We start from the raw sequence: 23,898 nt of genomic DNA on the forward strand, positions 1-23,898 counted from the left end.
CCAAAACAGGTATTAAATTACTGTAAATCATGAAATTAAGGCAATAAATAGACGTTTTAAAAAATAAAACGAAATGCTCGGAATTTCAGTATGCAAATTATAAATTTGTTGAGTCATTACGAAATGAAAATTCTAACAATTCAGATAAATTTCTAAAAAACAAGGAGGATTTATGACGAGGAAAAATGTCATTATAATTGGTGCTGCAGGGCGCGATTTCCATAATTTTAATACCTGCTACAGGGACAATGAGTATTATAATGTGGTTGCTTTTACAGCAGCTCAGATACCTGATATTGACGGAAGAAAATATCCGAAGGAACTTGCAGGCAAATTATACCCTGCGGGGATTCCTATTTTTGCAGAGGAAAATCTTCCTGATCTCATAAAAAAATATAACGTAAGTGATTGTGTATTTTCATACTCCGATGTTACTTATCAGAAAGTGATGTCAGTGAGCGCAATTGTTAATGCTGCAGGAGCGAATTTTGTATTGCTCGGACCAGTTGATACAATGGTAAAAAGTACAAAACCGGTTATTGCTGTTGGTGCAGTTAGAACCGGATGCGGAAAAAGTCAGACATCGAGGAAAGTTATTGAACTCCTTATGGCAAAAGGATTGAAGGTGGTAGCGGTAAGGCACCCGATGCCATATGGCGATCTGAATGCTCAGAAAGTTCAGCGTTTTGCTGTTGTCAAAGATCTTGAGAAACACAAGTGTACTGTTGAGGAGATGGAGGAATATGAACCTCATGTTGTAAGAGGTAATGTCATATATGCAGGTGTTGATTATGAAGCAATTCTGCGTGCAGCTGAAAAAGATCCTTCAGGTTGTGATGTGGTGTTGTGGGATGGAGGAAACAACGATTTCCCATTCTATAAGCCTGATCTTATGATTACAGTTGCTGATCCACATCGTGCAGGTCATGAATTAAAATATTATCCCGGCGAGGTTACCCTACGAATCGCAGATGTTGTTGTAATAAACAAAATGGACAGTGCTTCGCCTGAAGCGATTCAGATTGTAAGAGAAAGCATTGAAAAAGTAAATCCAAAAGCAATCGTTGTCGACGGAGCATCCCCAATCAAGGTGGATGATCCTTCCTTAATAAGAGGCAAACGGGTTCTGGTAGTCGAAGATGGTCCTACACTTACTCACGGCGAGATGAAAATAGGCGCAGGTGTTGTAGCCGCCCGGAAATTCGGTGCAGCCGAAATGGTTGATCCCCGTCCCTATACAGTCGGAAGACTGAGTGATACATTCGCACAATATCCGAATATCGGAACTCTTCTTCCTGCTATGGGATATGGAAAACAGCAGCTGAAAGACCTTGAGACTACAATCAACAATACAGATTGTGACAGTGTAATAATTGCCACACCTATCGACCTAAACAGGATTATTAAAATCAAGAAACCCAATACCAGGGTGTATTATGATCTTCAGGAGATTGGTGATCCAAACCTAACAGAGGTACTTGATGAGTTCATCAAAAAGCATAAGCTGAAAGGCGGTAAGAAATAAAACAAAAAAGGAGGTGAATGCCTCCTTTTTTATTTTCTATTTTCTTTTATACTTTTCTGTTCTGGCATCTTTTATAACCCCGCTCCAGTTCAGTCCGAATGCGAAATCATATACATTACCTTCCGAGTCGGTGTGGCAGGTCATATCATAAGGAACATCTTCTTTCTGAAGCTCCACAGTTTTCATATCGGCCGGCATCTGTAACGGAAGCAAACCATTTGGTTCAGCAACACCTGAAATGATATCAAGAAGAGCCTGATCCTGTACTTCAAATGAAAGAATAATAGCATTTGCCTCTTTTTCAAATTCACTGAAGATCATTGGCTTTGAAACTGCAACAGAAACAACTACAGGTTTTCCCTTCATTGCTTTTTTTGCATCGAGAACAAGGTTAAGATCTGCTTCGTTAGATGTTACAACGGACTTTCCTTTGTAGGTCCTGTTTGTGAATTTTTCGAGGGGATCACCTCCGGCAAGACTTGGATCTCGGGCTTCATTAGCTTTGTAAGGTTTATACTGAAGGCTTACAGGAACATAACCGGTTCCGCCTTTCTTCACATCAGCAGGATCATATCCGGTACCTGCATTAGGACTTCTAATAACAACAAGTGCGAAGTCGGCTTCAGCCGGATTATCAGTTACATTATAATACTTCTTAACAATCTCGATGTTGATCGGATAGTCTAATGAAGCCGGTGTCGGTTCCCCGAACATGCTTCTGCTAGCGGCTGTAAGTCTCTTTGGAATATAAACTGTTTTCTGTTTTGCTACAGGGAGTGTTTTATTCTGGTTTTTGACCATCACAACAGATTTAATCTGAGCATCATAGCCATCCTTCATAAAATCCTGATTGCCAACTATCTTTTTTGTCTCCTCCACATTGAGATAAGGATTTTCAAAAAGTCCGACCCTGAAGATATTCTTAAGCAGACGAACAGCTGATTGCTCCATGCGGGCTCTCATAAACTGTTCACCATGCTCCTTAACGCCCATCTGATAAGCCTCAATTACAGGACCGGCATCGTTGTTCCCGCCAAACTGGTCAACACCAGCCATTATGATCTTATAATGTCTTTCTGCAACACTGAGCAATTCTGCACCCCATGGAGTGGTTCCGAATCCGTCGATTGCTGTAACATCTTTCGTTACACCCCAATCAGTACATACAACTCCGTCAAAGTTGTACTTTCCTCTGAGAAGATCGTTTATGATATATTTATTGTAGCTGTTTCCTACATTCTCATTGTTTACATTATCAATCCCTGTGGAAATTGTATAGTATGGCATTACAGCTGAAGCCATTTTAGTTTCTCCCTCAAGCTTAAAAGCACCTTCTGTAAAAGGAATCAGATGATCAGCCAGGTTATTCCCAGGGTAAACAGCATATTTCCCATATGAGAAGTGAGCGTCTCTGCCGCCTTCTTCTGGTCCGCCTCCCGGCCAGTGCTTAACCATTGTATTAACACTTGTATATCCCCATCCACCTGATATTGCTTTCTCATTAAGTGAAGTCTGGAATCCGTCAACATATGCACGTGCCATATCAGCCGAAAGCTGCGGATTTTCACCAAAAGTACCGCTCACCCTGCTCCATCTTGGTTCAGTAGCCAGGTCGATCTGAGGAGAGAGTGCTGTTGAGATCCCAAGTGCACGGTATTCAATAGCGGCAACCTGTCCGAACCTTTTTACAACTGAAGCATCGAATGTGGCTGCCATACCAAGTGAACCAGGCCACATTGATATCTGCCCTGCTGATCCGATATTATATTCAGCATCTGAAACTGACCTATGTCTGGGATCAGAACTGTTATTTGCCGGTATGCCGTAGCCTATACCTTCACAAAGTGCCTGGACATTATTATTCCAAGTAGCTGCAACCTCCGGACTCTGAAAAGTTGTAACAAGGACATGCCGCAGATTATCATTAGTAAGAAATTTTTTCTGCTGGTCGCTGAGATCAGAAGGTTTTGCACCACTCTCAGCAAATGGTTTCCCATTATATGTACTGGCTCCGAATCGTGTGCCTCCCGCAGGAATTGCCTGGTGGGCACTGTAAAGCATAAGGCCAGCGATCTGTTCAATACTCAGTTTTGATGCTAAGTCTTTTGCACGGTCATCGGCACTCGTACGCCAGTCTTCATAGATATCAAGCTTTCCGTCCTTATTGAGGTCTTTAAAAGCCAAACCGCTTACTGTTAATATTTTAACACCGGAAGTTGTGTCATAACCAAGAGTTTGTCCTCCCTCGTTGGTTACAATTCTGAGTGATCCGGCACCGGTTTCACTCCATTTTTTACAACTGCTTAATGTAAAAATGCTAATAAGAGTTGCAATAAGAAATAAAGAGAATTTGTTTTTCATATTTGGTTGTTTAGGATAGTCTTTCTTTTAGTTTTTTTCCGGCTTCCTCGAACCCCGGCTTATTGAGCAGAGCAAACATATTTGATTTATAGGCTTCAACGCCAGGCTGGTCGAATGGATTGACATCAAGAATATAACCACTTATCGCACAGGCAATTTCAAAGAAATACATTGTCTGGCCCAGGTAATGTTCATTCAGGGCAGGAATAATGATTGTGATTATCGGAACATTTCCGTCGTTATGTGCCATGGTAGTTCCGATTTCAGCATTGTGGTTAACTTCAGAAAGCCTTTTCCCGGCAAGGTAATTCAGCTGATCGGAGTCATCTTTTTCCTGTGGAACTGTCAATTTTTTAGAAGGAGTTTTTACAGATAATATTGTTTCAAAAAGTATCCTTTGGCCATCCTGAATGTATTGTCCCATAGAGTGCAGGTCGGTAGTCAGATCTACTGAAGCAGGGAATATTCCTTTTCCGTCTTTTCCTTCGCTCTCACCATATAATTGTTTCCACCATTCCGACATGAAATGAAGCTTTGGTGTAAATCCAACCATTATCTCTATCGATTTACCTGTCTGAAGAAGAAGATTTCTTGCCGACGCATAGAGCAGTGCAGGATTAGATTCTGCATGTTTATTGTTTCTTGTTATCTGCTCCATTGATTTAGCTCCGGCAACCAGTTTCCGGATATCAAAGCCGGCAAGCCCGATAGGAATAAGTCCGACAGGAGTAAGAACAGAATACCTGCCGCCGATATTATCGGGAATTACAAAAGTCTCATAACCGTTTGTTTCAGCAAGTGATCTGAGTGCACCTTTCTTTGCATCAGTTATTGCGATTATTCTGAGTGATGCTTCCAGCTTTCCGATTTTCTTCTCGAGGTGATCCTTGAGAATTCTGAAGGCTATTGCAGGTTCTGTTGTGGTACCTGATTTTGAGATTACTACAATTGAGTAATTTCTTCCGTCAAGGATCTCAAGCAGGTCTGACAGATAATCCTCGCATATGTTCTGCCCTGCAAAAATCACATCATGATGTTTTGATTTGACAAGAGGAGCGAAGCTGTGTGAGAGAGCTTCGATTACTGCCCTTGAACCAAGGTATGATCCGCCAATGCCGATAACTATTGTAGTATCGGAAACGGATTTGAGGTGTTTTACAGTTTTTTCTATTTTATCAAGTTGCGGTACAATATCATCAGGAAGGGTAAGCCATCCCAGGAAGTCATTTCCTGGCCCAGTACCGGCATTAAGTGTATCGAGGTGCCTTACTGACAGTTGTGCATGCGCAACAATCTCTTCCATAGAGATAAAATTGGCGGTGTTCTTAAGATTGATGTTTATATTTTCCATTGTTAAAAAATTGTTGTTTGGTTCAGATTTAAACCTGGTTCAGTTAAAGTATATAAATACAAAGTTAAAAAAAAAGCCGTCGGTAGTAAACCGGCGGCCTGTTATAAAGTATTATATATATAGAGTAGAAATTATCTTTTTCTGATACTGCCTGCACTTGATGAGTGGGCATCTACATATTTTGGATTGCCCGAGTAATTGATATCCCCTGCACTTGAAGCTCTTGCCCTGATTCTCTCTGATACATTGATGTCGGCATTTCCTGCACTGGATGCTGACAGGTCAGCCTCTTTTACAAGCAGATCATAGGCATTCAGATCTCCCGCGCTGCTGAGATCACCGCTAAGTTTCTCAGCTTCCCCGGTAAGGGTTATATCTCCCGAACTGCTGATATTGACATCAATCTCTCTGGCATATACCTCAAGTTTAATATCTCCTGCACTGCTGGCCGATAGCTCAAGCCTGTCAGTTTTAACCGGAGTCTGCCCTACAACATCACCTGCACTAGTTGTCCTGAGGGAATTCACCTCTTTCATTGTTACATAGACTCTTTTCCTCTCTGCTTCGCGAATATTGGCATCTGTATAAACATTTAATACCCCGCCTCTCACTTCAGTAATAATATACTCATGAAGATTTTCATCTGCTTCAACGGACATTGATTCATTATCTCCCTGTTTCAGATAAACATCTATTCCTGAACTTACTTTTACTCCTGTAAATGATTCAGTTTTTCTTTCTTTTGTAACTACATCCCCGTTTCCGCGTACATTAGGTCTCATTTGTGCCTGGCTGCATGCTACAATGCTAAGGGCTGCGATTGTCAGTGTTAAAACTCTCAGACTTTTCATATTTCTTCTGTTATTAATTTGAACTCTTTCCGAATAAAAGACAGGAAGAAAAGTGAATTGATGCATTAATCAGGAAAAAATTAATGCCACTTGAAAATTTTAAGACCGACGGCGAAAAAGATAACACCGATAGATGTAAGGATTACAATCGGCAAGGCAACCTGAGGATAACCTGCTCCCTCATTGAAAATGCTTCTGACACCATCAGTAAGCATCGTAAGCGGAAGGTTTCTGATAACCCCGAGACTCCAGTCGGGAAAATTCTGGTAGCTGAAGAATATTCCGGATAAAACCATCATAGGCATTACAACAAAATTGATGAGGCCGTTACCAACTTCTGTGTTGGAGGTATGCGATGATATAAGTACAGCCAATCCTGCAAATGCAATATTTCCTGCAAGATATAGCAGTATAAGCGCTGTTAGATCGCCCTGCACTGTCATCTTAAAAGCAAAAAGAGCAAATATCAGAAGCACAGCTGATTCGATAAGATTCATTATTATTCTTACTGTTATAAGAGCAATAAGAAAATGTGATTTTTTCATTGGTGTTGCTACAAGCCGGCGAAGAAGTTTTTTTGACCTTTTTTCGATAATGCCATAACTAATGCCCCACATGCACGACATCATAACACCCATTGTTATAAGTCCCGGAACAAGAAAATCAATATACCTGGTTCCGGTAACAGTAAGTGGTCTGATCTCTGAATTAGTCTTAATCTCTTCTATATTCCCTCTTCCGATTTTACTGCTTATTTTGAGATAAGTAAGTTCAGCATCTGAGTTCATAGGGTCGAAATGGTATTCAACAGAATCATTTTTCCCCGACAGAAGCACATTGATAGTCCCTCTCTTAAGCAACATCATTGCTTCGTCCCATGGTAAACTATAAAAAAGAAATATCGAATTTCCCAGTTTTTTATCAGCGATTGTATATTTCCAGAGCCAATCACCTGATTTTGCTTCCGGATTTTTCTCACAACCAGTCAGGAAATCATTAACTATTTGGCTTTCAGAAAGAGATCCGGGTTTTTCAGATGAGGAGATAACTGCAATCTTCCTGGTTACATCAGCTTTTTTTGTGAATGCCAGTCCGAGACCGGCCGACATAAGAATAGGGAAGAGTATTCCCCAGAAAAGCACCCCCGGTTCACGTATTATCTCACGGAACAATGCAATTATCAGTTGCCAGAGCTGGTTGAATTTAAGCAACTTATTCATTGATTTTCCTCCCGGTGAGTGAGACAAAAAGATCATCAAGCGTTGTGCGGGGAACTTCAGGAGGTTTAGGTGCGATGGTAACTGATTCAAGCAGTTGCTGCAAAGTACCCTCCTTTAATATTACACCGTTATCCATTATTACTATGTAGTCGCAGAGGTTTTCTGCTTCCTCCATATAATGAGTGGTTAGGATCATCGATGTTTCAGATTTCTCTTTCAGACTCCTGAGTATCTCCCATATTTCACGTCTGGCATTTGGATCAAGTCCTGTTGTAGGTTCATCAAGCAGTAAAATTGCAGGTTTATTAATGAGAGCAATTCCTATTGCAAGACGTTGCCTCTGACCGCCTGAGAGGTTAACAACATATGATTTTCTCTTCTCTTCCAGTCCGACTATGTCTATTATCTCATTTATTCTTTCTTTTCCAAGATTAAAGAAACTTGCAAACAGCTGTAATGTTTCCGTTACTCTCAGCTTATCAATGAATCTTGTTTCCTGGAGCGAAAGGCCGATTATATTCCTGAGTTCCTCTTCATTTCCCTTCCATCCCCTGCCCATTATAGTAATCTCACCTTTGTCGGGTTTCTGAATACCTTCAATCATCTCAACAAGAGTAGTTTTGCCGGCACCATTGGGTCCGAGAAGTCCCACAAATTGCCCTTTCGGGATTTTAAGGTTAATACCTTTTACCGCCTGGACTGTTTTAAAGGATTTCCAAACACCTCTAACTTCTATGACTAATTCATTATTCATGAAAAATTTTACCACAAAGGACACAAAGGGTTACACAAAGGATCACAAAGAAATCAAATAAATTTCAGAGAATATCTGATACATTAAACAGAATAGGAGCTATTTTGTTCCGAAAAGTCTGTCGCCGGCGTCTCCCAGACCGGGGACAATATAGCCGTTTTCATTAAGTTTCTCATCCAATCCGGCCAGGTAGATCTGAACATCAGGATGATCCTTTTTAATTCTTTCCACTCCCTCGGGGGCACCTACCACGCAAACAAGTTTTATTGTTTTTGCACCATGGTCTTTAAGTACCTGAATTGCATCTGTTGAACTTCCTCCTGTTGCCAGCATCGGATCGAGTACCATGACAACTGCATTTGGCAGGTTATCGGGAAATTTAGAATAATAGGTCATTGGCTTTAGCGTTTCGTGATCGCGGTACATGCCTATGTGACCTATTCTGGCTGTTGGCAGCATCTTTGATATTCCATCGACCATTCCAAGACCTGCTCTCAGCACCGGGACAAGAACAACATCCATAGCAAGTTCCTGGGTGGTGCATTTTCCAAGCGGAGTCTCAATTGTGATATTTCGTACCGGAAGATCGCGGGTTATCTCGTATGCCATCAGACCGGCAATCTCTTCGAGAGTCTCACGAAAATCCTTTGTTGTAGTCTCCTTACGGCGAAGAAGTGTAAGTTTATGTGTTAACAGGGGATGTTTAAGTAAGTTTAGCATCAGGTTTCTGATTTATATATCGGAAGATCCACAAATATAGCGGGAAATCAGCTGTTCCCCGACTCAATATATTCAAAAGGAACCTTGACAATATTTGAGATCTCTTTTCCAACTTCAAGCATATCTGTGTCATCAGGATCATAGCACCAGCTTATTGTAACATTGAATCCGTTAAGCTTTAAACTTGACAAAATTTTGCAGATATCGAGAATAAGTTTTGCAGATGAAGAATTAAAGTATGCCAGATGAAAGCTGAAATTAAGAGGTTCCTTATAATCTTTCGCGTTAGTGAACTCCCAGCGGAAATCAATAAGCCATGAAATGATCTGGTCATAAAATTCCCTTACATCAGAAGGCCGCGATTCTCCTGAAATCCTGTAGATTTTCTTTTCAGGATCAAGTACCACCTCAGGTGTGGTGTTTGTTTTATCAATTATAAGCTTACTGATCATATAGTTTAAATTGAAATGATTTGAACATTTTATAATACTGGATTGTCTATAGTTGATAACAATTATTTATACAAAAAGCTCAAAGTTATTCAAAATTAAGCATTCCCCGGAAATAAAAACAGATATTCCTAAAACTTTAATTCATAACGGTTTCAGGCTAAGATATAATAAATTCATTTATAATACTTATTAATTCAGGATGAATGAGTGAACCAATTTTGAAAGCGCTGATAAAACTTTTTGTTTTAATAAGCGATGTACGCTCAATTTCAGAAATTTCCAGCAAGGAGAGAGATATAGTAAAATTGTTTCTTCAGCGTCAGTTGAGCAGCGACCTGGTTGATAAGTATATGGAAATGTTCGATGCATTTCTTGTTGAGTACTATTCGCAGCAGATCGACAGGGGGAGCCTTAGGGACAAGAAACGAACATCACTTATTTCTGTGAGAATCCTGGGCATATGTGAAAAGATTAATGATGAGCTTGATCTTAAACAGAAACTCTACGTAATTGTACAGCTGCTTGACTTCATCTTATTCGGTGCCGAAATAACCGAAAACGAGAATGAGTTCATCGAGACTGTATCTGTGGCTCTTAATATTTCTGATTCTGAATTTAAAAATATCAGGAATTTTATTCTGAAGGATGCAAGTGAAGTGCCGGAGAAGAATAAGGTGCTTGTAATTGACGATAGAGACAAATCCGATGAGGAAGGTGTGAAGCATCTGAACAAGAAGCACTTAAAGGATTCACTATATCTGCTTTATTTATCCGGAACAAATACCTATATCCTGAGATATAAAGGGAGTGTGGATCTATTTCTTAACGGTCAGAATATTTTTCCCGGTCAGACATATACCTTCGATCATGGTTCAACTATCAGAGGTTCAGGGATGGAGGCAATCTACTATAATGATATAACTAATATTTTCAGTGGTGAAAAAATAAAACTTAAAGTCTCTCTTGATGCGAAGGACGTGTGCCTGAGGTTCAGGAACAGTGAATACGGAATCCAGAGGTTTAATTTTCATGAAGAATCAGGTAACCTGGTTGGAATCCTTGGTGGAAGCGGTGTTGGCAAATCAACTTTAATGAGTGTACTGAGCGGGATCACAAAGCCTAACAGCGGAGAAGTCCTTATTAATGGTTATAATCTTTATTCGGAAAGAGACAGAAGCCATCTTAACGGTATTGTCGGATTTGTACCGCAGGACGATCTTCTTATTGAAGAGCTGACAGTATATCAGAACCTCTATTACAGTGCAAAAATGTGTCTGGATAACCTTACTGAAGAGGGGCTTCGCGACACATTGGATAAAACCTTAAAAGAGCTGGATCTCAATGAAATAAGAAATCTGCGTGTTGGCAGCAGCCTTGATAAGGTAATAAGCGGAGGACAAAGGAAAAGGTTGAATATTGCTCTTGAACTGATAAGAGAACCAACCATACTTTTTGTTGATGAGCCTACATCAGGTCTATCTTCTGTCGATTCAGATACTGTTATGACTCTGCTAAAGGAACAGGCTTTTAACGGAAAGCTTGTAATCACAAATATTCATCAGCCGGGCTCTGACCTTTATAAGATGTTCGATAAGATTATGATCATCGACAAAGGGGGGTATAAGATTTTCTATGGAAACCCTTCAGAAGCCGTTGTCTATTTTAAGATAAAATCGAGCCATGCCAATGCATGTGAAGATCAATGTATTACCTGTGGAAATATAGACTCCGACCAACTGCTTAAGATTATTGAGGCAAAGGTAGTTAACGAGAACGGGAAGCATACCAATATAAGGAAAGTGACTCCTCAGGAGTGGGCTGACAGATTTAATGAGAGGAGTCTGAAAAAAGAACTGCACGGAGTGCCGGTAAACCGGATTCTTCCTGAAACGAGCAACAGGATCCCCGGCTTGCTGAAGCAATCAGGAGTTTACTTTATCCGCGACATTCTGTCAAAGCTGGCTAACAGGCAGTATATCCTTATCAGTCTCCTTGGTTCACCATTACTGGCTTTCCTGCTGGCTTATTTTACAAAATATGCTTCAAGTGATGAATTCTTATTCAGCGAAAATGAGAATCTCCCTGCCTATCTTTTTATGAGTGTCATAACTTCACTGTTTCTCGGACTTATAATAAGTGCTGAGGAGATTATCAGAGACAGGAAAATACTGAAACGCGAGTCATTCCTTAATCTTAGCTGGTTCAGTTATCTTAATTCCAAAATCATGATAATGTTTTTGATATCGGCTATTCAGACAATCTCCTTTGTTATTATAGGCAATTATATTCTGGGAATAGAGGGAATGAATTTCTCTTACTGGCTTATATTTTTCACTACATCCTGTTTCGCAAATATGATGGGATTAAACATCTCATCAGCATTCAATTCTGTGGTTACAATCTATATTCTTATCCCTTTCTTCATTATTCCGCAGTTGTTGTTCAGCGGTGTGCTGGTTAAGTTTGATAAGCTTCATCAGAGCAGCCTCACACAAAGTGAATTTGTGCCTGTCCTCGGCGATGTAATGGCTGCCCGCTGGGCATTTGAAGCACTTGCCGTTGAACAGTTTAAAAACAATAAGTATGAAAGGAATTTCATCGATAACAATATTGAAAAGAGTCAGAATGACTGGTATTCCAATTACCTTATACCTGCATTAAAAAAGGACCTCTGGGAATGTGAGCATTTAAAAGATAGTAGCGGATACCAGGAGCGGGTAAACAATAATTTTGGCAAGCTTAATTTTTATATTGACAGACTGACCCTGTTGGCAGGATTTAATGCAGTTTCAGGTGAATGGAAGTCTTCTCTGAATAAAGATGACTTTAATCCTGGAGTGGCAAAGCAAACTGCAATCTACCTCGACAGCTTAGCCGCTCATTTCAGAGCCCTCCGGAAAAAATATCTTGCTAAACTGGATTCTGTTTCAGTCTCTATTGTAGCGCAGACAGGTAAGGATGAGTTTATTAAGCTCAAAGAAGATAATGTTAATACAAGTCTGGAGGACCTTCTTCTTGGCCGTACTACAATACTCGATAAAACATTTGAAACTGACAACCGAATATTTCAGAAATTTGAACCTGCCTATATGAAACCATATTCAAAATATGGCAGGACTCATTTCTATGCGCCGTATAAAATGATTGGGAATTTGAAAATAGATACTTTCTGGTTTAATATTTTTATTCTCTGGTTTGCTACTTTATTCCTCTATATTGTACTCTATTTTAATGGAATGCGGAAAGCACTGGGACTCTTTGAGTACCTCAGATTAAAAAAATAGTACTGAATAAGAGGTGCTTAATTTCTCTATTCCTTTCCCAGCCAGGATTTTACTTCTTCCTGGGTCGGATTCTGCAAGCCGAGCTTATTCTTCTTGTTGTATCCGCAAAGATCCTGATGAAGCTTTGTATGCTTTTCAACTTCCATAAGCTTGGCAACAGTTGTGAATCCCAGCTTTTTTAGAGGTTCAATCCACGCTTCGGGAATTCCAAGTTCTGCATATTCTTCTTTCTGACTTTCAGCTTTAACCTTCTGGATCTCAGGTTTCATCTGAGGGAAGAACAGAACATCCTGTATAGATGACTGGTTTGTAAGCAGCATAGTAAGCCGGTCGATTCCCATTCCCATTCCTGATGTTGGAGGCATTCCGTACTCAAGAGCCCTTACAAAATCCATGTCGATAAACATTGCTTCATCATCTCCTTTTTCTGAAAGTTTGAGCTGATCCTGAAACCTGTCCATCTGATCGATTGGATCGTTTAGCTCAGAATATGCATTTGCTATCTCTTTTGAATTGATAAACAATTCGAATCGTTCTGTCACTCCAGGCTTGCTTCTGTGCTTCTTTGTAAGCGGGGAAGTTTCAGTGGGATAGTCAATTATGAATGTAGGCTGGATAAGACTGTGTTCACATTTTTCACCAAAAATAGCGTCAATCAGTTTTCCTTTACCCATAGTTTTATCATGGGCAACGCCAAGTTTGTCACATACTTTTACAAGTTCCTCTTCATTCATTCCTGATATGTCAATGCCTGTATTCTCCTTTATTGAATCGAGCATTGTAATTCTTTTAAACGGAGTCTTGAGACTGATTGTTTTGTCACCAAATACTATATCAGTTTTCCCATGAAGATCAAGTGCAGCTTTCTGGATAATCTCTTCAGTGAAACTCATCATCCATTCATAATCCTTGTAGGCTATGTAGATCTCCATAACAGTGAATTCGGGATTATGTGTCCGGTCCATTCCTTCATTACGGAAGTCTTTCGCGAACTCATAAACACCTTCGAATCCTCCTACAATTAAGCGCTTCAGATACAGCTCGTTAGCTATTCGTAAATAGAGAGGAATATCGAGTGCATTATGGTGTGTAATGAATGGACGTGCTGTTGCTCCCCCGGGGATTGGCTGAAGAATAGGTGTCTCAACTTCGAGGTAACCCCTTGAGTTGAAGAGCTCGCGCATCGATTGTATTATCTGAGTTCTTTTTCTGAAGACATCCCGTACCTGCGGATTTACAATAAGGTCGACATATCGCTGACGATAGCGCATTTCCGGATCGGTGACAGCGTCAAACAGAATACCATCTTTCTCTTTTACAACAGGAAGCGGACGCACAGATTTACAGAGCACGGTAAACTCATCCACGTGAACTGTTGTTTCGCCCATCTGTGTAACGAATACATGTCCTTTTACGCCAATGATATCCCCGATATCGAGAAGGTGTTTAAAAACGGTATTATACATGGTCTTGTCTTCTCCCTTGCAGACATCATCGCGACGGATATAGATCTGAATCCTTCCTGAAGAGTCCATTAACTCTGCAAATGAAGCATTGCCCATTATTCGCCTGCTCATGATGCGGCCGGCAAGACATACCTCCTGAAAATTATTTTTTTCAGGGGAGTAGCTTGTAAGGATGTCGTGTGCAAAGGTGTTTGTTTTATATTCAGCAGCAGGGTACGGATCGATACCAAGTTTTCTTAATTCAACGAGAGATTCCCTTCTTATCTGCTCCTGTTCACTTAAATTCATATTACTCATCTGATTTCAAAATTTGTGCAAAGATAGAAAAATTCGTGTTTCAGGGATTATTAAGAATATCAACCCTTTTTAGCTTTTATCTCAGCATCGAATTTTTCGCTGATAAGTCTTGTTACCGGCCCGGGAAGACCATTTCCTATTGTGTTGCCGCTGAGATCAATTACTGGTGTTACCTCTGCAGACGTATTTGCAATGAAAGCTTCCTGAACGAATCCGATACTGTTAACCGGCAGGGCTTCCTCCCTTATTCCTATACCTGATTCCTTTGCAATTCTCAGAATATTTTTGCGGGTTACCCCTGAAAGAATGTGGTTTGACTCCGGATGAGTAATGAGTGTCCCATCCTGCACAAAGAAAATGTTCGACCTTGATCCTTCCGTGATTAATCCGTTGCGTACAAAAATGCACTCCTTCGAACCGCTTTCGTATGCTTCCTGGAAACTGATTGTGTTGGCAAGAAGAGCGACCGATTTGATATCGCATCTCGACCATCTGATATCATCTTTGAGCATAGCCTTTATTCCCTTCTCTTTTGATAAAGTATCAGGTGTAAATCCCCATGCATATGCGTATACTGTAGGCTCAGCTTCAGGGGAAGGGAAAGAATGGGTACGCCTGGCAGCTCCCCTTGTTACCTGAAGGTAGACCATTGCCGGTTCATTCTCAAGTTTGTTTAACCTTATTAATTCATTTGCAAATGAAGGGAATCCATCTGATCCTTTGAAGTTTATCCTCAGCTCTCCCAGACTTCTTTTCAACCTTGTTACATGGCTTTCCATGTCGTAGAAGAATCCTCCATACCATCTTACAACTTCATAAACCCCGTCAGCAAGAAGGAATCCGCGGTCGTCGGGACTGATTTTTACTTCATCTTTTGGAAGAAATTTGCCATTGAAATATACTGTTTCCATAATTTTATTTTAACGCCCCCCCCCCTGAAGGGGGGCTAATTTACTATTTGTTTGATAATTAATTTCTTGCATAATCTCGAATCTGATTCAGAGTGATAGTTACTCCCCCTTTAGGGGGCGGGGGGCAAAAATCCGGAATCAGGGGGGCGAAAATCAGGCATTATTATCTCAGTTTTATATTCTATTGCTTCCCTGGCATCTTCAGGTGATGAGGCATTGCCGCATGCTGCCTGTACGAAGAGTGAAGCACCTAGGACAGTAGTTTCTTTATGATCGATAATTTTTATCGGGACACCTGTATAATTGGCTCTCAGCTGATTCCAAAGCCTGTTTTTAGAACCACCACCCACGCAAAGAATACTTTCTGTTTTAAATCCGCCGGCACTTTCAAGAGCCCTTTTGCCTTCCAGGAGTCTTTCGGAGAGAGCTTCGAGCATTGCACGATAAATTTCGTCTCGTGTCGATTCCATTGTAAGTCCAAGGATCTGCCCGGCCGGTTTGCCCTTGAGTTCTTCATAGAATTTCGGTATTACCCTGACACCATTTGATCCTGCCGGTACTTTTTCAGCTCCGGATATCATGGCTTCATAAACATCGTCTTTTATGTCGCCGTAAAGATTTCTTTTAGCCCATTCCAGAATACCTGATGCGATCCATTGGTTTCCGATATTATAAAGTCCTGGCCGGGAATCCAGTTCGGTTGTTATTCCAAGTTCAAGCTGCTCTTTCTCTGACCTTGATGATTCAGCTCTTACCATAAGTATTTCCCATGTTCCTGAACTTAAAACAGGCTGGTTTTTTTCTGCCCCCGAGCCGAAGATTGCGAATTGAGTATCATGTCCTGTGGCAACAACAGGTGTTCCCTTCGGAATAGATGTTTCATTTGAAGCTTTTTCATTAACCTTTCCTGTAATACTTCCCGGTTCAGCATTTGTTCCAAGTTTTTCAACAGGAAAATTTATTTTACCAAGTATGTTTTCAGAAAATCCCCGGGTTCTGATATTTGTAAGCATTGAGGTCCCTGCCATTGTTGTGTCATTCATCATTTCACCTGTAAGAAACAGGGAGAAAATAGAAGGCATGAATAAGAACCTGTGGCTTTTTTCGACTATTTCAGGCTTTTGTTCGACAAGCCAGATGAGTTTGTTTATTGTATTGAAAGTAAAAGGCAGCACTCCGCTCTCACGATATAACTCGCTGAGAGAGATATATTTGTCAATACCTGCCATTATTGGATTGGTTCTCTCGCACTGCCAGGAAATAACAGGGTAAAGCATTTTTCCGGTTTTATCAAACAGCGCACCGTCGACACCGAATGTAGTTACAGTTACCCCGGCAATCCGGTCAGCATTAATCCGGCTGATAACTTTTTTTGAAGCAAGGCACATTTTATCCCAGATCTCCTTTACATCCCAAATTCTGTAATTAGGATATGACGGATCGGGCCGGGTATTATTGGGTAACGACTCAGAAGCAAGGATATCACCCTTGCTGTTAATAGCTATCACCCTGACGTTTGTTGCTCCGCAGTCAAATACAATTACGATGTCGCCATTTTTCATTATCCCATTTATTTCAGAAATGCCATAGATGCTCCGGCAACAACCAATCCGATGAAATAAATCAGCAGCACCACTATTAATAATATCCCGATATAAACAAAATAGGATTTCAGGTATCTGAATGCCTTGTGTAACTCTTCCTTGCTTAATGTCTGGACTGCATTCGCAGTATGTTTGGAGAACCTGAAAAGGAACATGACAGGAAAATAATACAACACTGCCATTAAGATAATTATTACAAACACCAGAACCTGAGGTATTCCTGAGCCCATTTCTGACGATTTAAATACAGAAAGGAATGTTCCTGCCAGAATTCCGAATATCAGTATTAATCCAAGGAATATAAAGCCAATAATTGCAAAGAACATTGTCCATTTTCTTGTTGTATCAAGATATTTAAGGGTATCCTGTCCGATCTCAATCGATTTGTTTTCGGTATTTTGTTCCATAGATCAGCATTAAAATTTTTATGTTCTGTGAGTATATTAATTATTCAATCGTTAATATGGCACTTAGCCCCGAGCTCAGTGCTCCGTGCTCCGTGCCCTATGCTCCGTGCTACTTATATATTGCTCCGTAAGTCTGGCAGGCCCTGTAATCGGAACCTTCTTTATCCATGCCAAAAGCATTCCATGAACTTGGACGGAATACTTTTTCCTCATCGACATTGTGCATGCATACAGGTATTCTTAGGATTGAAGCCAGTGTTATCAGATCGGCACCTATGTGACCATAGCTGGAAGCACTGTGGTTTGCACCCCAGTTAGCCATTACTGAGTATACGTCCTTGAATGGTCCTTTGCCTGTAAGCCTTGGAGCAAACCATGTTGTCGGCCATGTCGGATTAGTTCTGGCTGTAAGGATATTATTCATTTTGTCGGGAAGCTCAACTGTCCATCCTTCAGCAAGCTGCAGAACCGGACCGAGTCCTTTTACAAGGTTTACTCTGGATATTGTTATTGGCATTGTGCCTTTTGTATCGAATTGCGAGGAGAATCCTCCGCCTCTGAAATACCCGATGTCGGCAGGTTCCCAGGTTGTTGCGGCCAGACAGGCTTCAGCATCTTTTGCTGTAATATCCCAGAATGGTTTGATGCACGATTCGCCTTTCTTAGTTTGTCTTCCGGAAAAATCGAGTGCTGAGGCACCTGAGTTTATAAGATGTATCACTCCGTTGGCAGCAAGTCCTTCGGGTTTAATCTTTGTAACTCTCTTTATTGCTTCCGGGCTCCAGTAGGTACGGATATCAGAAAACATCTGAGCCGTATTAGTAAGCAGATATCCGAACAGCATCGGCACACCGTTCATTGCATCATTCTCTGTTGCAACAAGATATGGAGGTCTGATGCCATTCCAGTCGAATGATGAACAGAGTATAGCTTCCAGGAAGTCGCCGTTTGGCATATGGTCGGTCCACTGACGTTGTCCCTGGAAACCGGAGAGTATAGCATTATGTCCGAGTGCCTCTTCTCCGAATCCGAGCTTTTTAAGCTTTGGATTTCCAACCATCAGGTCGCGGGCAATAATGGTCATTTTTACAACTGTCTCCCATTCCTGATCTTTTTGTTTTCGCGATTTGGGTGTCTTATTGGTATCTTTTCCCTCTTTGCAGTGCTGCTTAGTCCATTCAAGCGCTTTCTTATATTCAGCTTTGTCGAATATCTCCTCGTTCAGACGCCTGTTGAATTCGCTCATGTCGATATATTCATTTCTCATTCCGAGATATTCCTGGAAGAAATCCTCACGGACAATTGACCCTGCTATACCCATTGACACAGAGCCCATTGACAGATATGATTTTCCCTTCATGAATGCAGTTGCCAGTCCGGCTTTTACAAACCTTAATATCTTTTCGCTTACATCGTCCGGAATGGACTGATCACCTGAATCCTGTACTTCATGTCCGTAAATGCCAAATGCAGGTATTCCCTTCATTGTGTGTCCTGCCAGTGCAGCTGCAAGATAGACTGCCCCCGGGCGTTCTGTGCCGTTGAAGCCCCAGATGGCTTTTGGTATATCGGCTTTCATATCGATAGTTTCACTTCCATAACACCAGCATGGGGTTACAGTAAGACTGACACCGACACCAGTTTTACTGAATTTTTCAGCACACATGGCAGCCTCTGCCACACCTCCTATACAAGTGTCGGAGATAACACATTCTACCGGCTTTCCGTTTGGATACTTAAGGTTAGAAGAGATAAGTTTAGCGGCACTCTTTGCCATATTCATTGTCTGGTCCTCAAGAGATTCCCTTACACCCATCATCCTGCCATCAATTGTTGGACGGATCCCTACTTTAGGATAGTCACCTATAACTGTCTGATAGTTATTACTTACCTTTAACTCAGTATTTGCCATATGTGAAATATTTTAATAAATTTTATTGTAAAATACCCCCTTTCCCGTCCCGCTTAAGCGGGAAGCTTTGCATTCTGCAAGGGTATTGAACGTTAACAAATATAGATTTTTTTTAAAGAGTATACTGAACCATGGGTCTTAATTTTTGTTTGGTACTTATAATGGTTTTCATAACTTTATCATAATGAATTACTAAGAAGAATCACCGGACAAAAAGATGAAAAATCAATTTATGAGAAGGCTTTCTATATTTCTCTATTTTTTCTTAATGATGTCTGTTATTCCTGCGGTAGGGCAAAATGACACGACAGCTACTTCCAGAAGCAAAGCAGATTCACTCAATAAAAACTTTCTGCTTTTTGGGAGTGATGAATTGCTTGAAGTGACAATGAGGCTTAACATAACAAAGTACATCAGGAAAAACACAAAAGAGCCAAGCCAGGATGCCGTTCTTACTTTTCATTTTAACGATAAAGATTCTCTTAATAAGAATGTCAGGGTCAAATACCGAGGTAAATTCCGCTTTGATAATTGTGGATTCCCTCCAATGGAGATCAGTTTCAAAAACCACTTACATGCTTATTCCGACACAGACCGGGTTAAGAAGGTAAAGCTTGTTCCTCACTGTGATGCAGGAAACTCCAGCGATGAATACGTTCTGAGAGAATACCTTGTATATAAATTATATAACATAATATCAGATACCAGTTATAATGTAAGATTGCTCAGAATAAAATATATAGATACAGAGAACAAGAAAAAGCCAATAACCCAATATGGGATATTTATTGAGCCAAATAATATTCTTTCGCAAAGGATAAAAGCAAATGAGGTGGATGTAAAGAATCTTACTCAAAGGTATATCAGGCCGGACATAATGGATAAAGTATCAATTTTCAATTACATGGTTTCAAACTGGGACTGGAACATACCTAATCTTCAGAATGTTACAGTATTTAAACCTTATTATGTTGCAAGTGCAGGTTCCGGAATTGTTGTTCCTTATGATTTTGACCTCAGTGGCATAGTCAGCCCCGATTATGTGGTTCTTCCTGAGGAATATGGTTTAAGATCCTCCCGCGACAGGATATTTCTGGGAATGTGCCGGACACGCGAAGTATTTAAAAAGGATCTTCAGTTCTTTCTGTCCAGGAAAAATGAAATGTATAAGACAGTAAATGATTTCCCATATATAAGCCCCAGGGCAAAAAAGGATATTATCAGTCTTCTTAACTCATTCTATTCCCAGCTGGAGAATGACAGGAGTCTGGAGTTCCTGATTGATTACCTGAAAAGTTCATGTAAGGAGCTTTAGCAATACCGGGAAGTGAATAATCCTCATTTTACTTTTTTCACTCTCCTTTTTTATACCTTTACTGCCTGTAAAATCAAAAAAATCTTATGCAGAAAGGAAGACGCTTGCCGTCGTGGCTTAAGATGCAGAGAGCCAGTGGAGAAAACTACTCAATGGTGAAGCATATTGTGATTGAGAATCACTTGCATACAATTTGCACCAGCGGAAATTGCCCCAATATTGGCGAATGCTGGAATGCAGGTACAGCCACATTCATGATACTTGGTGATATCTGTACAAGGGCATGCAAATTCTGCGCAACAAAGACCGGAAAACCTCTTCCTCCAGAGCCTAATGAGCCCGACAGACTCGCCGGTTCCATAAAAAGCATGAAACTTAAACATTGCGTCATTACCTCAGTCGATCGTGACGATCTTCCCGATGGAGGTGCTTCTGTATGGGCTGAGACAATAAGACGTGTCAAAGAGGTTAATCCTCATATTACAATGGAGACACTCATACCTGATTTTGACGGGAAGGCTGAAAATATTCAGAAAATAATCGACGCCGGTCCTGATGTAATATCCCATAATGTCGAAACAGTAGAGCGATTAACTCCGGTTATCCGTACCAGGGCAAAATACGACAAAAGCCTTGGTGTTCTCAGATATATCTCCCAAAATGGGAAAGTAGCCAAATCAGGTTTTATGCTTGGTCTGGGTGAAAGTGAAGAGGAGGTAATTCGTACAATAAAAGATATTTATGATACCGGATGTAAGATCCTGACTATCGGACAATATCTTCAGCCAGGAAAGGATTATATGGAAGTGGTTGAATATATAGCTCCTGAAAAATTTGAAGAATACCGGATTGAAGCCCTGAAGACAGGATTCGAATTTGTTGAAAGCAGTCCACTGGTTAGGTCTTCTTTTCATGCCGAAAATCATGTAAAGGCCAGATAAATTGATTATATTAGCACAACTTAACAGGAGAATTCGAATTGAGCTATAGCGTTGTATATAAGGATATTGGATTAAAGGATTATAAAGAAACCTGGGATTTTCAGACAGAAATCTTTAACAGACTGGTCGAAAGCAAAAAACAGGGTAACCGGGAATCAGATTCCGGGGGGAAGTCATTGCCCGGGACTTTAATATTCGTCGAACATCCTCATGTTTATACACTTGGCAAAAGCGGTTCTGAAAATAACCTTCTTCTTGACTATATTCAGCTCAGGGCAAAGGATGCTTCATTTTATAAGATTGACAGGGGAGGTGATATTACTTATCACGGTCCCGGTCAGATAGTAGGTTACCCGATTTTTGATCTTGAAGTCATAAAAGTTGGATTGAAAGAGTATATTTTCGGGCTCGAAGAGGCTATTATTAAAACAGTTGGCGAGCTTGGGATTATTGCATCGAGGCTTGAAGGGGGAACAGGCGTGTGGCTTGAACCGGATATACCCGGAAAAGCAAGAAAAATATGTGCAATAGGAGTCAAAGCCAGCCGGTATATTACAATGCATGGTTTCGCATTCAATGTTAATACAGATCTGACGTACTTTAATAATATAAATCCATGCGGGTTTACAGATAAAGGGGTCACTTCACTTGAAAAGGAGCTGGGAGTAAAGCAGGATATTGATCTGATTAAAAAGATAGTCAGGAAAAACCTGCAGGAAGTTTTTAAACTTGAATGGGAGAATCAGTAAAGGATGGAAAAGAGATGGGTGGTTAAGGAAAGAGGAGAGACGGCAGTTGTAAAACAGCTTGCCGGAGCCCTTGGTGTGTCGGATTCTCTTGCTAACCTTATGGTTCAGAGAAGTATCACCTCTGCAGACGAGGCAAAAGCTTTTTTTAATCCAAGCCTCGATTACCTGCACGATCCCTTCCAGATGAAGGATATGAATATTGCGGTCGACAGAATATCCACTGCAATAAAGAAAAATGAGAGGATCCTGGTTTATGGCGATTATGACGTAGACGGAACAACAGCTGTTGCTCTTATGTATTCGTTTCTGAAGGACCAGTACTCCAATGTTGAATACTATATACCGGACAGATATAAAGAGGGTTATGGCGTCTCATTCCAGGGTCTTGATTTTGCATATCAGAATAACTGCAAGGTTGTAATCACCCTTGACTGTGGTATTAAAGCTGTCGAAAAAGTAAAATATGCACGCACTAAAGGACTTGATGTTATTATTTGCGATCATCACCTGCCGGGAGATGAGATTCCCAAGGCACTAGCTGTACTTGACCCTAAACAGCCATCATGCAATTATCCGTATAAAGAATTGTCAGGGTGCGGTGTAGGATTCAAACTTATTCAGGCATACGCAAGAGTGCATGGCATCCCATTCAGTGCTATAGCTCATTACCTCGATCTTGTTGCTGTAAGCATAGCATCTGATATAGTACCAATTACAGGCGAAAACAGGGTGATGGCCTATTTTGGACTGAAAAGGCTGAATGAATCGCCCCGGACAGGTCTCAAAGAGCTGATACGTGAGGCTGAAGTTACAAGAGCACTTACAATCGAGGATGTTGTCTTTAAAATCGGACCGCGTATAAATGCTGCCGGTAGAATGGAAACAGGCAGTAAGGCTGTTGACCTTCTTGTTTCAAGCGACATCGGACTGGCGACAGGAATTAGTAAAGAGATCAATAATTTCAATATCGAAAGGCGAACTGTCGACAGAAGCATAACAACCGAAGCGATGCGGATGATTTCTGATGACCAGCGTACTGTTAATTCAAGAACTACTGTTCTGTATAATCCGCATTGGAAAAAAGGAGTTATCGGTATTGTGGCATCAAGGTTGATAGAAACATATTACCGGCCAACCGTAATCCTCACCGAATCAAATGGTTTTGCAACCGGCTCAGCCAGATCTGTGCAGGGGTATGATCTCTATGCTGCAATTGAAGCCTGCAGCGATCTGCTTGAGAGTTTCGGAGGACATATGTTTGCAGCAGGATTAACGCTGAAAAAAGAAAATATCAGACCTTTCATGGAGAGGTTCGAACAATATGTAAACAGTACAATCCTTGATGAACAGCTTGTTCCCAGGATCTTTATCGATACTGAATTATCATTCTCGGAGATAAATGAAGATTTCTTCAAGACTATGAGCCAGTTCCAGCCTTTCGGTCCGGAAAATATGTCGCCAGTTTTTATTTCGAGAAATGTTTTTGACACAGGCTCGGGGCGTATGGTCGGATCGAGCGGCGAACATCTTAAACTTGATCTCTGCCAGGAATCAACCGGACAGAAAAGTTTTTCTGCAATTGCTTTCGGACAGGCTAACCACTTTGAATATATTAAGGGAGGAAACCCGTTTGATATTTGTTATTCTCTGGAGATGAATGAGTTCAGAGGGAACAGGAATCTGCAGCTGAATGTCAGGGACATTAAGACGCCAGGTGAAAAGTAAGGAGTGAGGTAAGAGGAGTGAGGTGTGAGAGGAGGGTAACTCCGTGAAACTCC

At 40.8% G+C, this 23,898-nt stretch carries 18 protein-coding genes; 6 read left to right on the forward strand and 12 right to left on the reverse strand.

The window, feature by feature from the left end:
- The first annotated feature begins 172 nt into the window (after window positions 1-172).
- Window positions 173-1,525: a GTPase gene (locus IPJ16_07525; protein MBK7627040.1), complete on the forward strand. Its 1,353-nt coding sequence runs from the start codon at window positions 173-175 to the stop codon at window positions 1,523-1,525.
- A gap of 36 nt (window positions 1,526-1,561) precedes the next feature.
- Here the strand turns inward: IPJ16_07525 and IPJ16_07530 are convergent, their stop codons facing one another.
- The 7 genes from IPJ16_07530 to IPJ16_07560 form a co-directional block, all read right to left on the reverse strand.
- A complete protein-coding gene (locus IPJ16_07530; protein ID MBK7627041.1) occupies window positions 1,562-3,886 on the reverse strand; it encodes a glycoside hydrolase family 3 C-terminal domain-containing protein in 2,325 nt (774 codons plus the stop codon).
- A 10-nt stretch (window positions 3,887-3,896) separates the two neighbouring features.
- Complete coding sequence (locus IPJ16_07535; protein ID MBK7627042.1) at window positions 3,897-5,237, reverse strand: glucose-6-phosphate isomerase; 1,341 nt, start codon at window positions 5,235-5,237, stop codon at window positions 3,897-3,899.
- A gap of 131 nt (window positions 5,238-5,368) precedes the next feature.
- Complete coding sequence (locus IPJ16_07540) at window positions 5,369-6,088, reverse strand: DUF2807 domain-containing protein (GenBank protein ID MBK7627043.1); 720 nt, start codon at window positions 6,086-6,088, stop codon at window positions 5,369-5,371.
- 80 nt (window positions 6,089-6,168) lie between these two features.
- The gene (locus IPJ16_07545) at window positions 6,169-7,344 is read right to left on the reverse strand and encodes an ABC transporter permease (protein MBK7627044.1); all 1,176 of its coding nucleotides are present in this window, start codon (window positions 7,342-7,344) and stop codon (window positions 6,169-6,171) included.
- A complete protein-coding gene (locus IPJ16_07550) occupies window positions 7,301-8,062 on the reverse strand; it encodes an ABC transporter ATP-binding protein (protein MBK7627045.1) in 762 nt (253 codons plus the stop codon). The genes IPJ16_07545 and IPJ16_07550 overlap by 44 nt, the downstream gene beginning before the upstream one ends.
- A gap of 99 nt (window positions 8,063-8,161) precedes the next feature.
- Window positions 8,162-8,782 (reverse strand): uracil phosphoribosyltransferase, encoded by a 621-nt coding sequence (gene upp, locus IPJ16_07555; GenBank protein ID MBK7627046.1) that lies wholly within the window; start codon window positions 8,780-8,782, stop codon window positions 8,162-8,164.
- A 47-nt stretch (window positions 8,783-8,829) separates the two neighbouring features.
- Entirely contained in the window at window positions 8,830-9,234 is a 405-nt protein-coding gene (locus IPJ16_07560; GenBank protein ID MBK7627047.1) for a DUF1987 domain-containing protein, read from the reverse strand.
- A gap of 203 nt (window positions 9,235-9,437) precedes the next feature.
- Here IPJ16_07560 and IPJ16_07565 point away from each other — a divergent pair, with 203 nt between their 5' ends.
- Entirely contained in the window at window positions 9,438-12,518 is a 3,081-nt protein-coding gene (locus IPJ16_07565; GenBank protein ID MBK7627048.1) for an ATP-binding cassette domain-containing protein, read from the forward strand.
- 26 nt (window positions 12,519-12,544) lie between these two features.
- Here IPJ16_07565 and lysS read toward each other — a convergent pair whose 3' ends face one another.
- The 5 genes from lysS to IPJ16_07590 form a co-directional block, all read right to left on the reverse strand.
- Entirely contained in the window at window positions 12,545-14,281 is a 1,737-nt protein-coding gene (gene lysS, locus IPJ16_07570; GenBank protein ID MBK7627049.1) for a lysine--tRNA ligase, read from the reverse strand.
- 59 nt (window positions 14,282-14,340) lie between these two features.
- Window positions 14,341-15,192, reverse strand: a complete 852-nt coding sequence (locus tag IPJ16_07575) for an aminotransferase class IV (GenBank protein MBK7627050.1) — start codon at window positions 15,190-15,192, stop codon at window positions 14,341-14,343.
- A 110-nt stretch (window positions 15,193-15,302) separates the two neighbouring features.
- Window positions 15,303-16,754, reverse strand: a complete 1,452-nt coding sequence (fucK, locus tag IPJ16_07580) for an L-fuculokinase (protein ID MBK7627051.1) — start codon at window positions 16,752-16,754, stop codon at window positions 15,303-15,305.
- 8 nt (window positions 16,755-16,762) lie between these two features.
- Window positions 16,763-17,203: a hypothetical protein gene (locus IPJ16_07585; GenBank protein ID MBK7627052.1), complete on the reverse strand. Its 441-nt coding sequence runs from the start codon at window positions 17,201-17,203 to the stop codon at window positions 16,763-16,765.
- Window positions 17,204-17,312: 109 nt separating this feature from the next.
- Window positions 17,313-19,115 carry an L-fucose isomerase gene (locus tag IPJ16_07590; protein ID MBK7627053.1) on the reverse strand — a complete coding sequence of 601 codons (1,803 nt, stop codon included), beginning with the start codon at window positions 19,113-19,115 and terminating at the stop codon, window positions 17,313-17,315.
- Window positions 19,116-19,347: 232 nt separating this feature from the next.
- Here IPJ16_07590 and IPJ16_07595 point away from each other — a divergent pair, with 232 nt between their 5' ends.
- The 4 genes from IPJ16_07595 (at window position 19,348) to recJ (ending at window position 23,845) form a co-directional block, all read left to right on the forward strand.
- Window positions 19,348-20,430, forward strand: coding sequence for a hypothetical protein (locus IPJ16_07595; GenBank protein ID MBK7627054.1), 1,083 nt, complete (start codon window positions 19,348-19,350; stop codon window positions 20,428-20,430).
- Between the two features lie 86 nt (window positions 20,431-20,516).
- Window positions 20,517-21,371, forward strand: a complete 855-nt coding sequence (lipA, locus tag IPJ16_07600; protein ID MBK7627055.1) for a lipoyl synthase — start codon at window positions 20,517-20,519, stop codon at window positions 21,369-21,371.
- Window positions 21,372-21,409: 38 nt separating this feature from the next.
- Complete coding sequence (lipB, locus tag IPJ16_07605; GenBank protein MBK7627056.1) at window positions 21,410-22,120, forward strand: lipoyl(octanoyl) transferase LipB; 711 nt, start codon at window positions 21,410-21,412, stop codon at window positions 22,118-22,120.
- 3 nt (window positions 22,121-22,123) lie between these two features.
- A complete protein-coding gene (gene recJ / locus IPJ16_07610) occupies window positions 22,124-23,845 on the forward strand; it encodes a single-stranded-DNA-specific exonuclease RecJ (GenBank protein MBK7627057.1) in 1,722 nt (573 codons plus the stop codon).
- Window positions 23,846-23,898 lie beyond the last annotated feature (53 nt).

Source organism: Bacteroidales bacterium (assembly GCA_016709865.1).
Classification (GTDB): Bacteria; Bacteroidota; Bacteroidia; order Bacteroidales; family VadinHA17; genus LD21.

Excerpts from the sequence above, each read along its gene's own strand:
- fucK (MBK7627051.1), bottom strand. The coding sequence starts at position 16,754 with ATGAAAAATGGCGACATCGTAATTGTATTTGACTGCGGAGCAACAAAC.
- upp (MBK7627046.1), bottom strand. The coding sequence starts at position 8,782 with ATGCTAAACTTACTTAAACATCCCCTGTTAACACATAAACTTACACTT.
- IPJ16_07590 (MBK7627053.1), bottom strand. The coding sequence starts at position 19,115 with ATGGCAAATACTGAGTTAAAGGTAAGTAATAACTATCAGACAGTTATA.
- IPJ16_07560 (MBK7627047.1), bottom strand. The coding sequence starts at position 9,234 with ATGATCAGTAAGCTTATAATTGATAAAACAAACACCACACCTGAGGTG.
- recJ (MBK7627057.1), top strand. The coding sequence starts at position 22,124 with ATGGAAAAGAGATGGGTGGTTAAGGAAAGAGGAGAGACGGCAGTTGTA.
- IPJ16_07535 (MBK7627042.1), bottom strand. The coding sequence starts at position 5,237 with ATGGAAAATATAAACATCAATCTTAAGAACACCGCCAATTTTATCTCT.
- IPJ16_07585 (MBK7627052.1), bottom strand. The coding sequence starts at position 17,203 with ATGGAACAAAATACCGAAAACAAATCGATTGAGATCGGACAGGATACC.
- lipA (MBK7627055.1), top strand. The coding sequence starts at position 20,517 with ATGCAGAAAGGAAGACGCTTGCCGTCGTGGCTTAAGATGCAGAGAGCC.
- IPJ16_07550 (MBK7627045.1), bottom strand. The coding sequence starts at position 8,062 with ATGAATAATGAATTAGTCATAGAAGTTAGAGGTGTTTGGAAATCCTTT.
- lysS (MBK7627049.1), bottom strand. The coding sequence starts at position 14,281 with ATGAGTAATATGAATTTAAGTGAACAGGAGCAGATAAGAAGGGAATCT.
- IPJ16_07575 (MBK7627050.1), bottom strand. The coding sequence starts at position 15,192 with ATGGAAACAGTATATTTCAATGGCAAATTTCTTCCAAAAGATGAAGTA.
- IPJ16_07545 (MBK7627044.1), bottom strand. The coding sequence starts at position 7,344 with ATGATCTTTTTGTCTCACTCACCGGGAGGAAAATCAATGAATAAGTTG.
- IPJ16_07540 (MBK7627043.1), bottom strand. The coding sequence starts at position 6,088 with ATGAAAAGTCTGAGAGTTTTAACACTGACAATCGCAGCCCTTAGCATT.
- IPJ16_07525 (MBK7627040.1), top strand. The coding sequence starts at position 173 with ATGACGAGGAAAAATGTCATTATAATTGGTGCTGCAGGGCGCGATTTC.
- IPJ16_07595 (MBK7627054.1), top strand. The coding sequence starts at position 19,348 with ATGAGAAGGCTTTCTATATTTCTCTATTTTTTCTTAATGATGTCTGTT.
- IPJ16_07565 (MBK7627048.1), top strand. The coding sequence starts at position 9,438 with ATGAGTGAACCAATTTTGAAAGCGCTGATAAAACTTTTTGTTTTAATA.
- IPJ16_07530 (MBK7627041.1), bottom strand. The coding sequence starts at position 3,886 with ATGAAAAACAAATTCTCTTTATTTCTTATTGCAACTCTTATTAGCATT.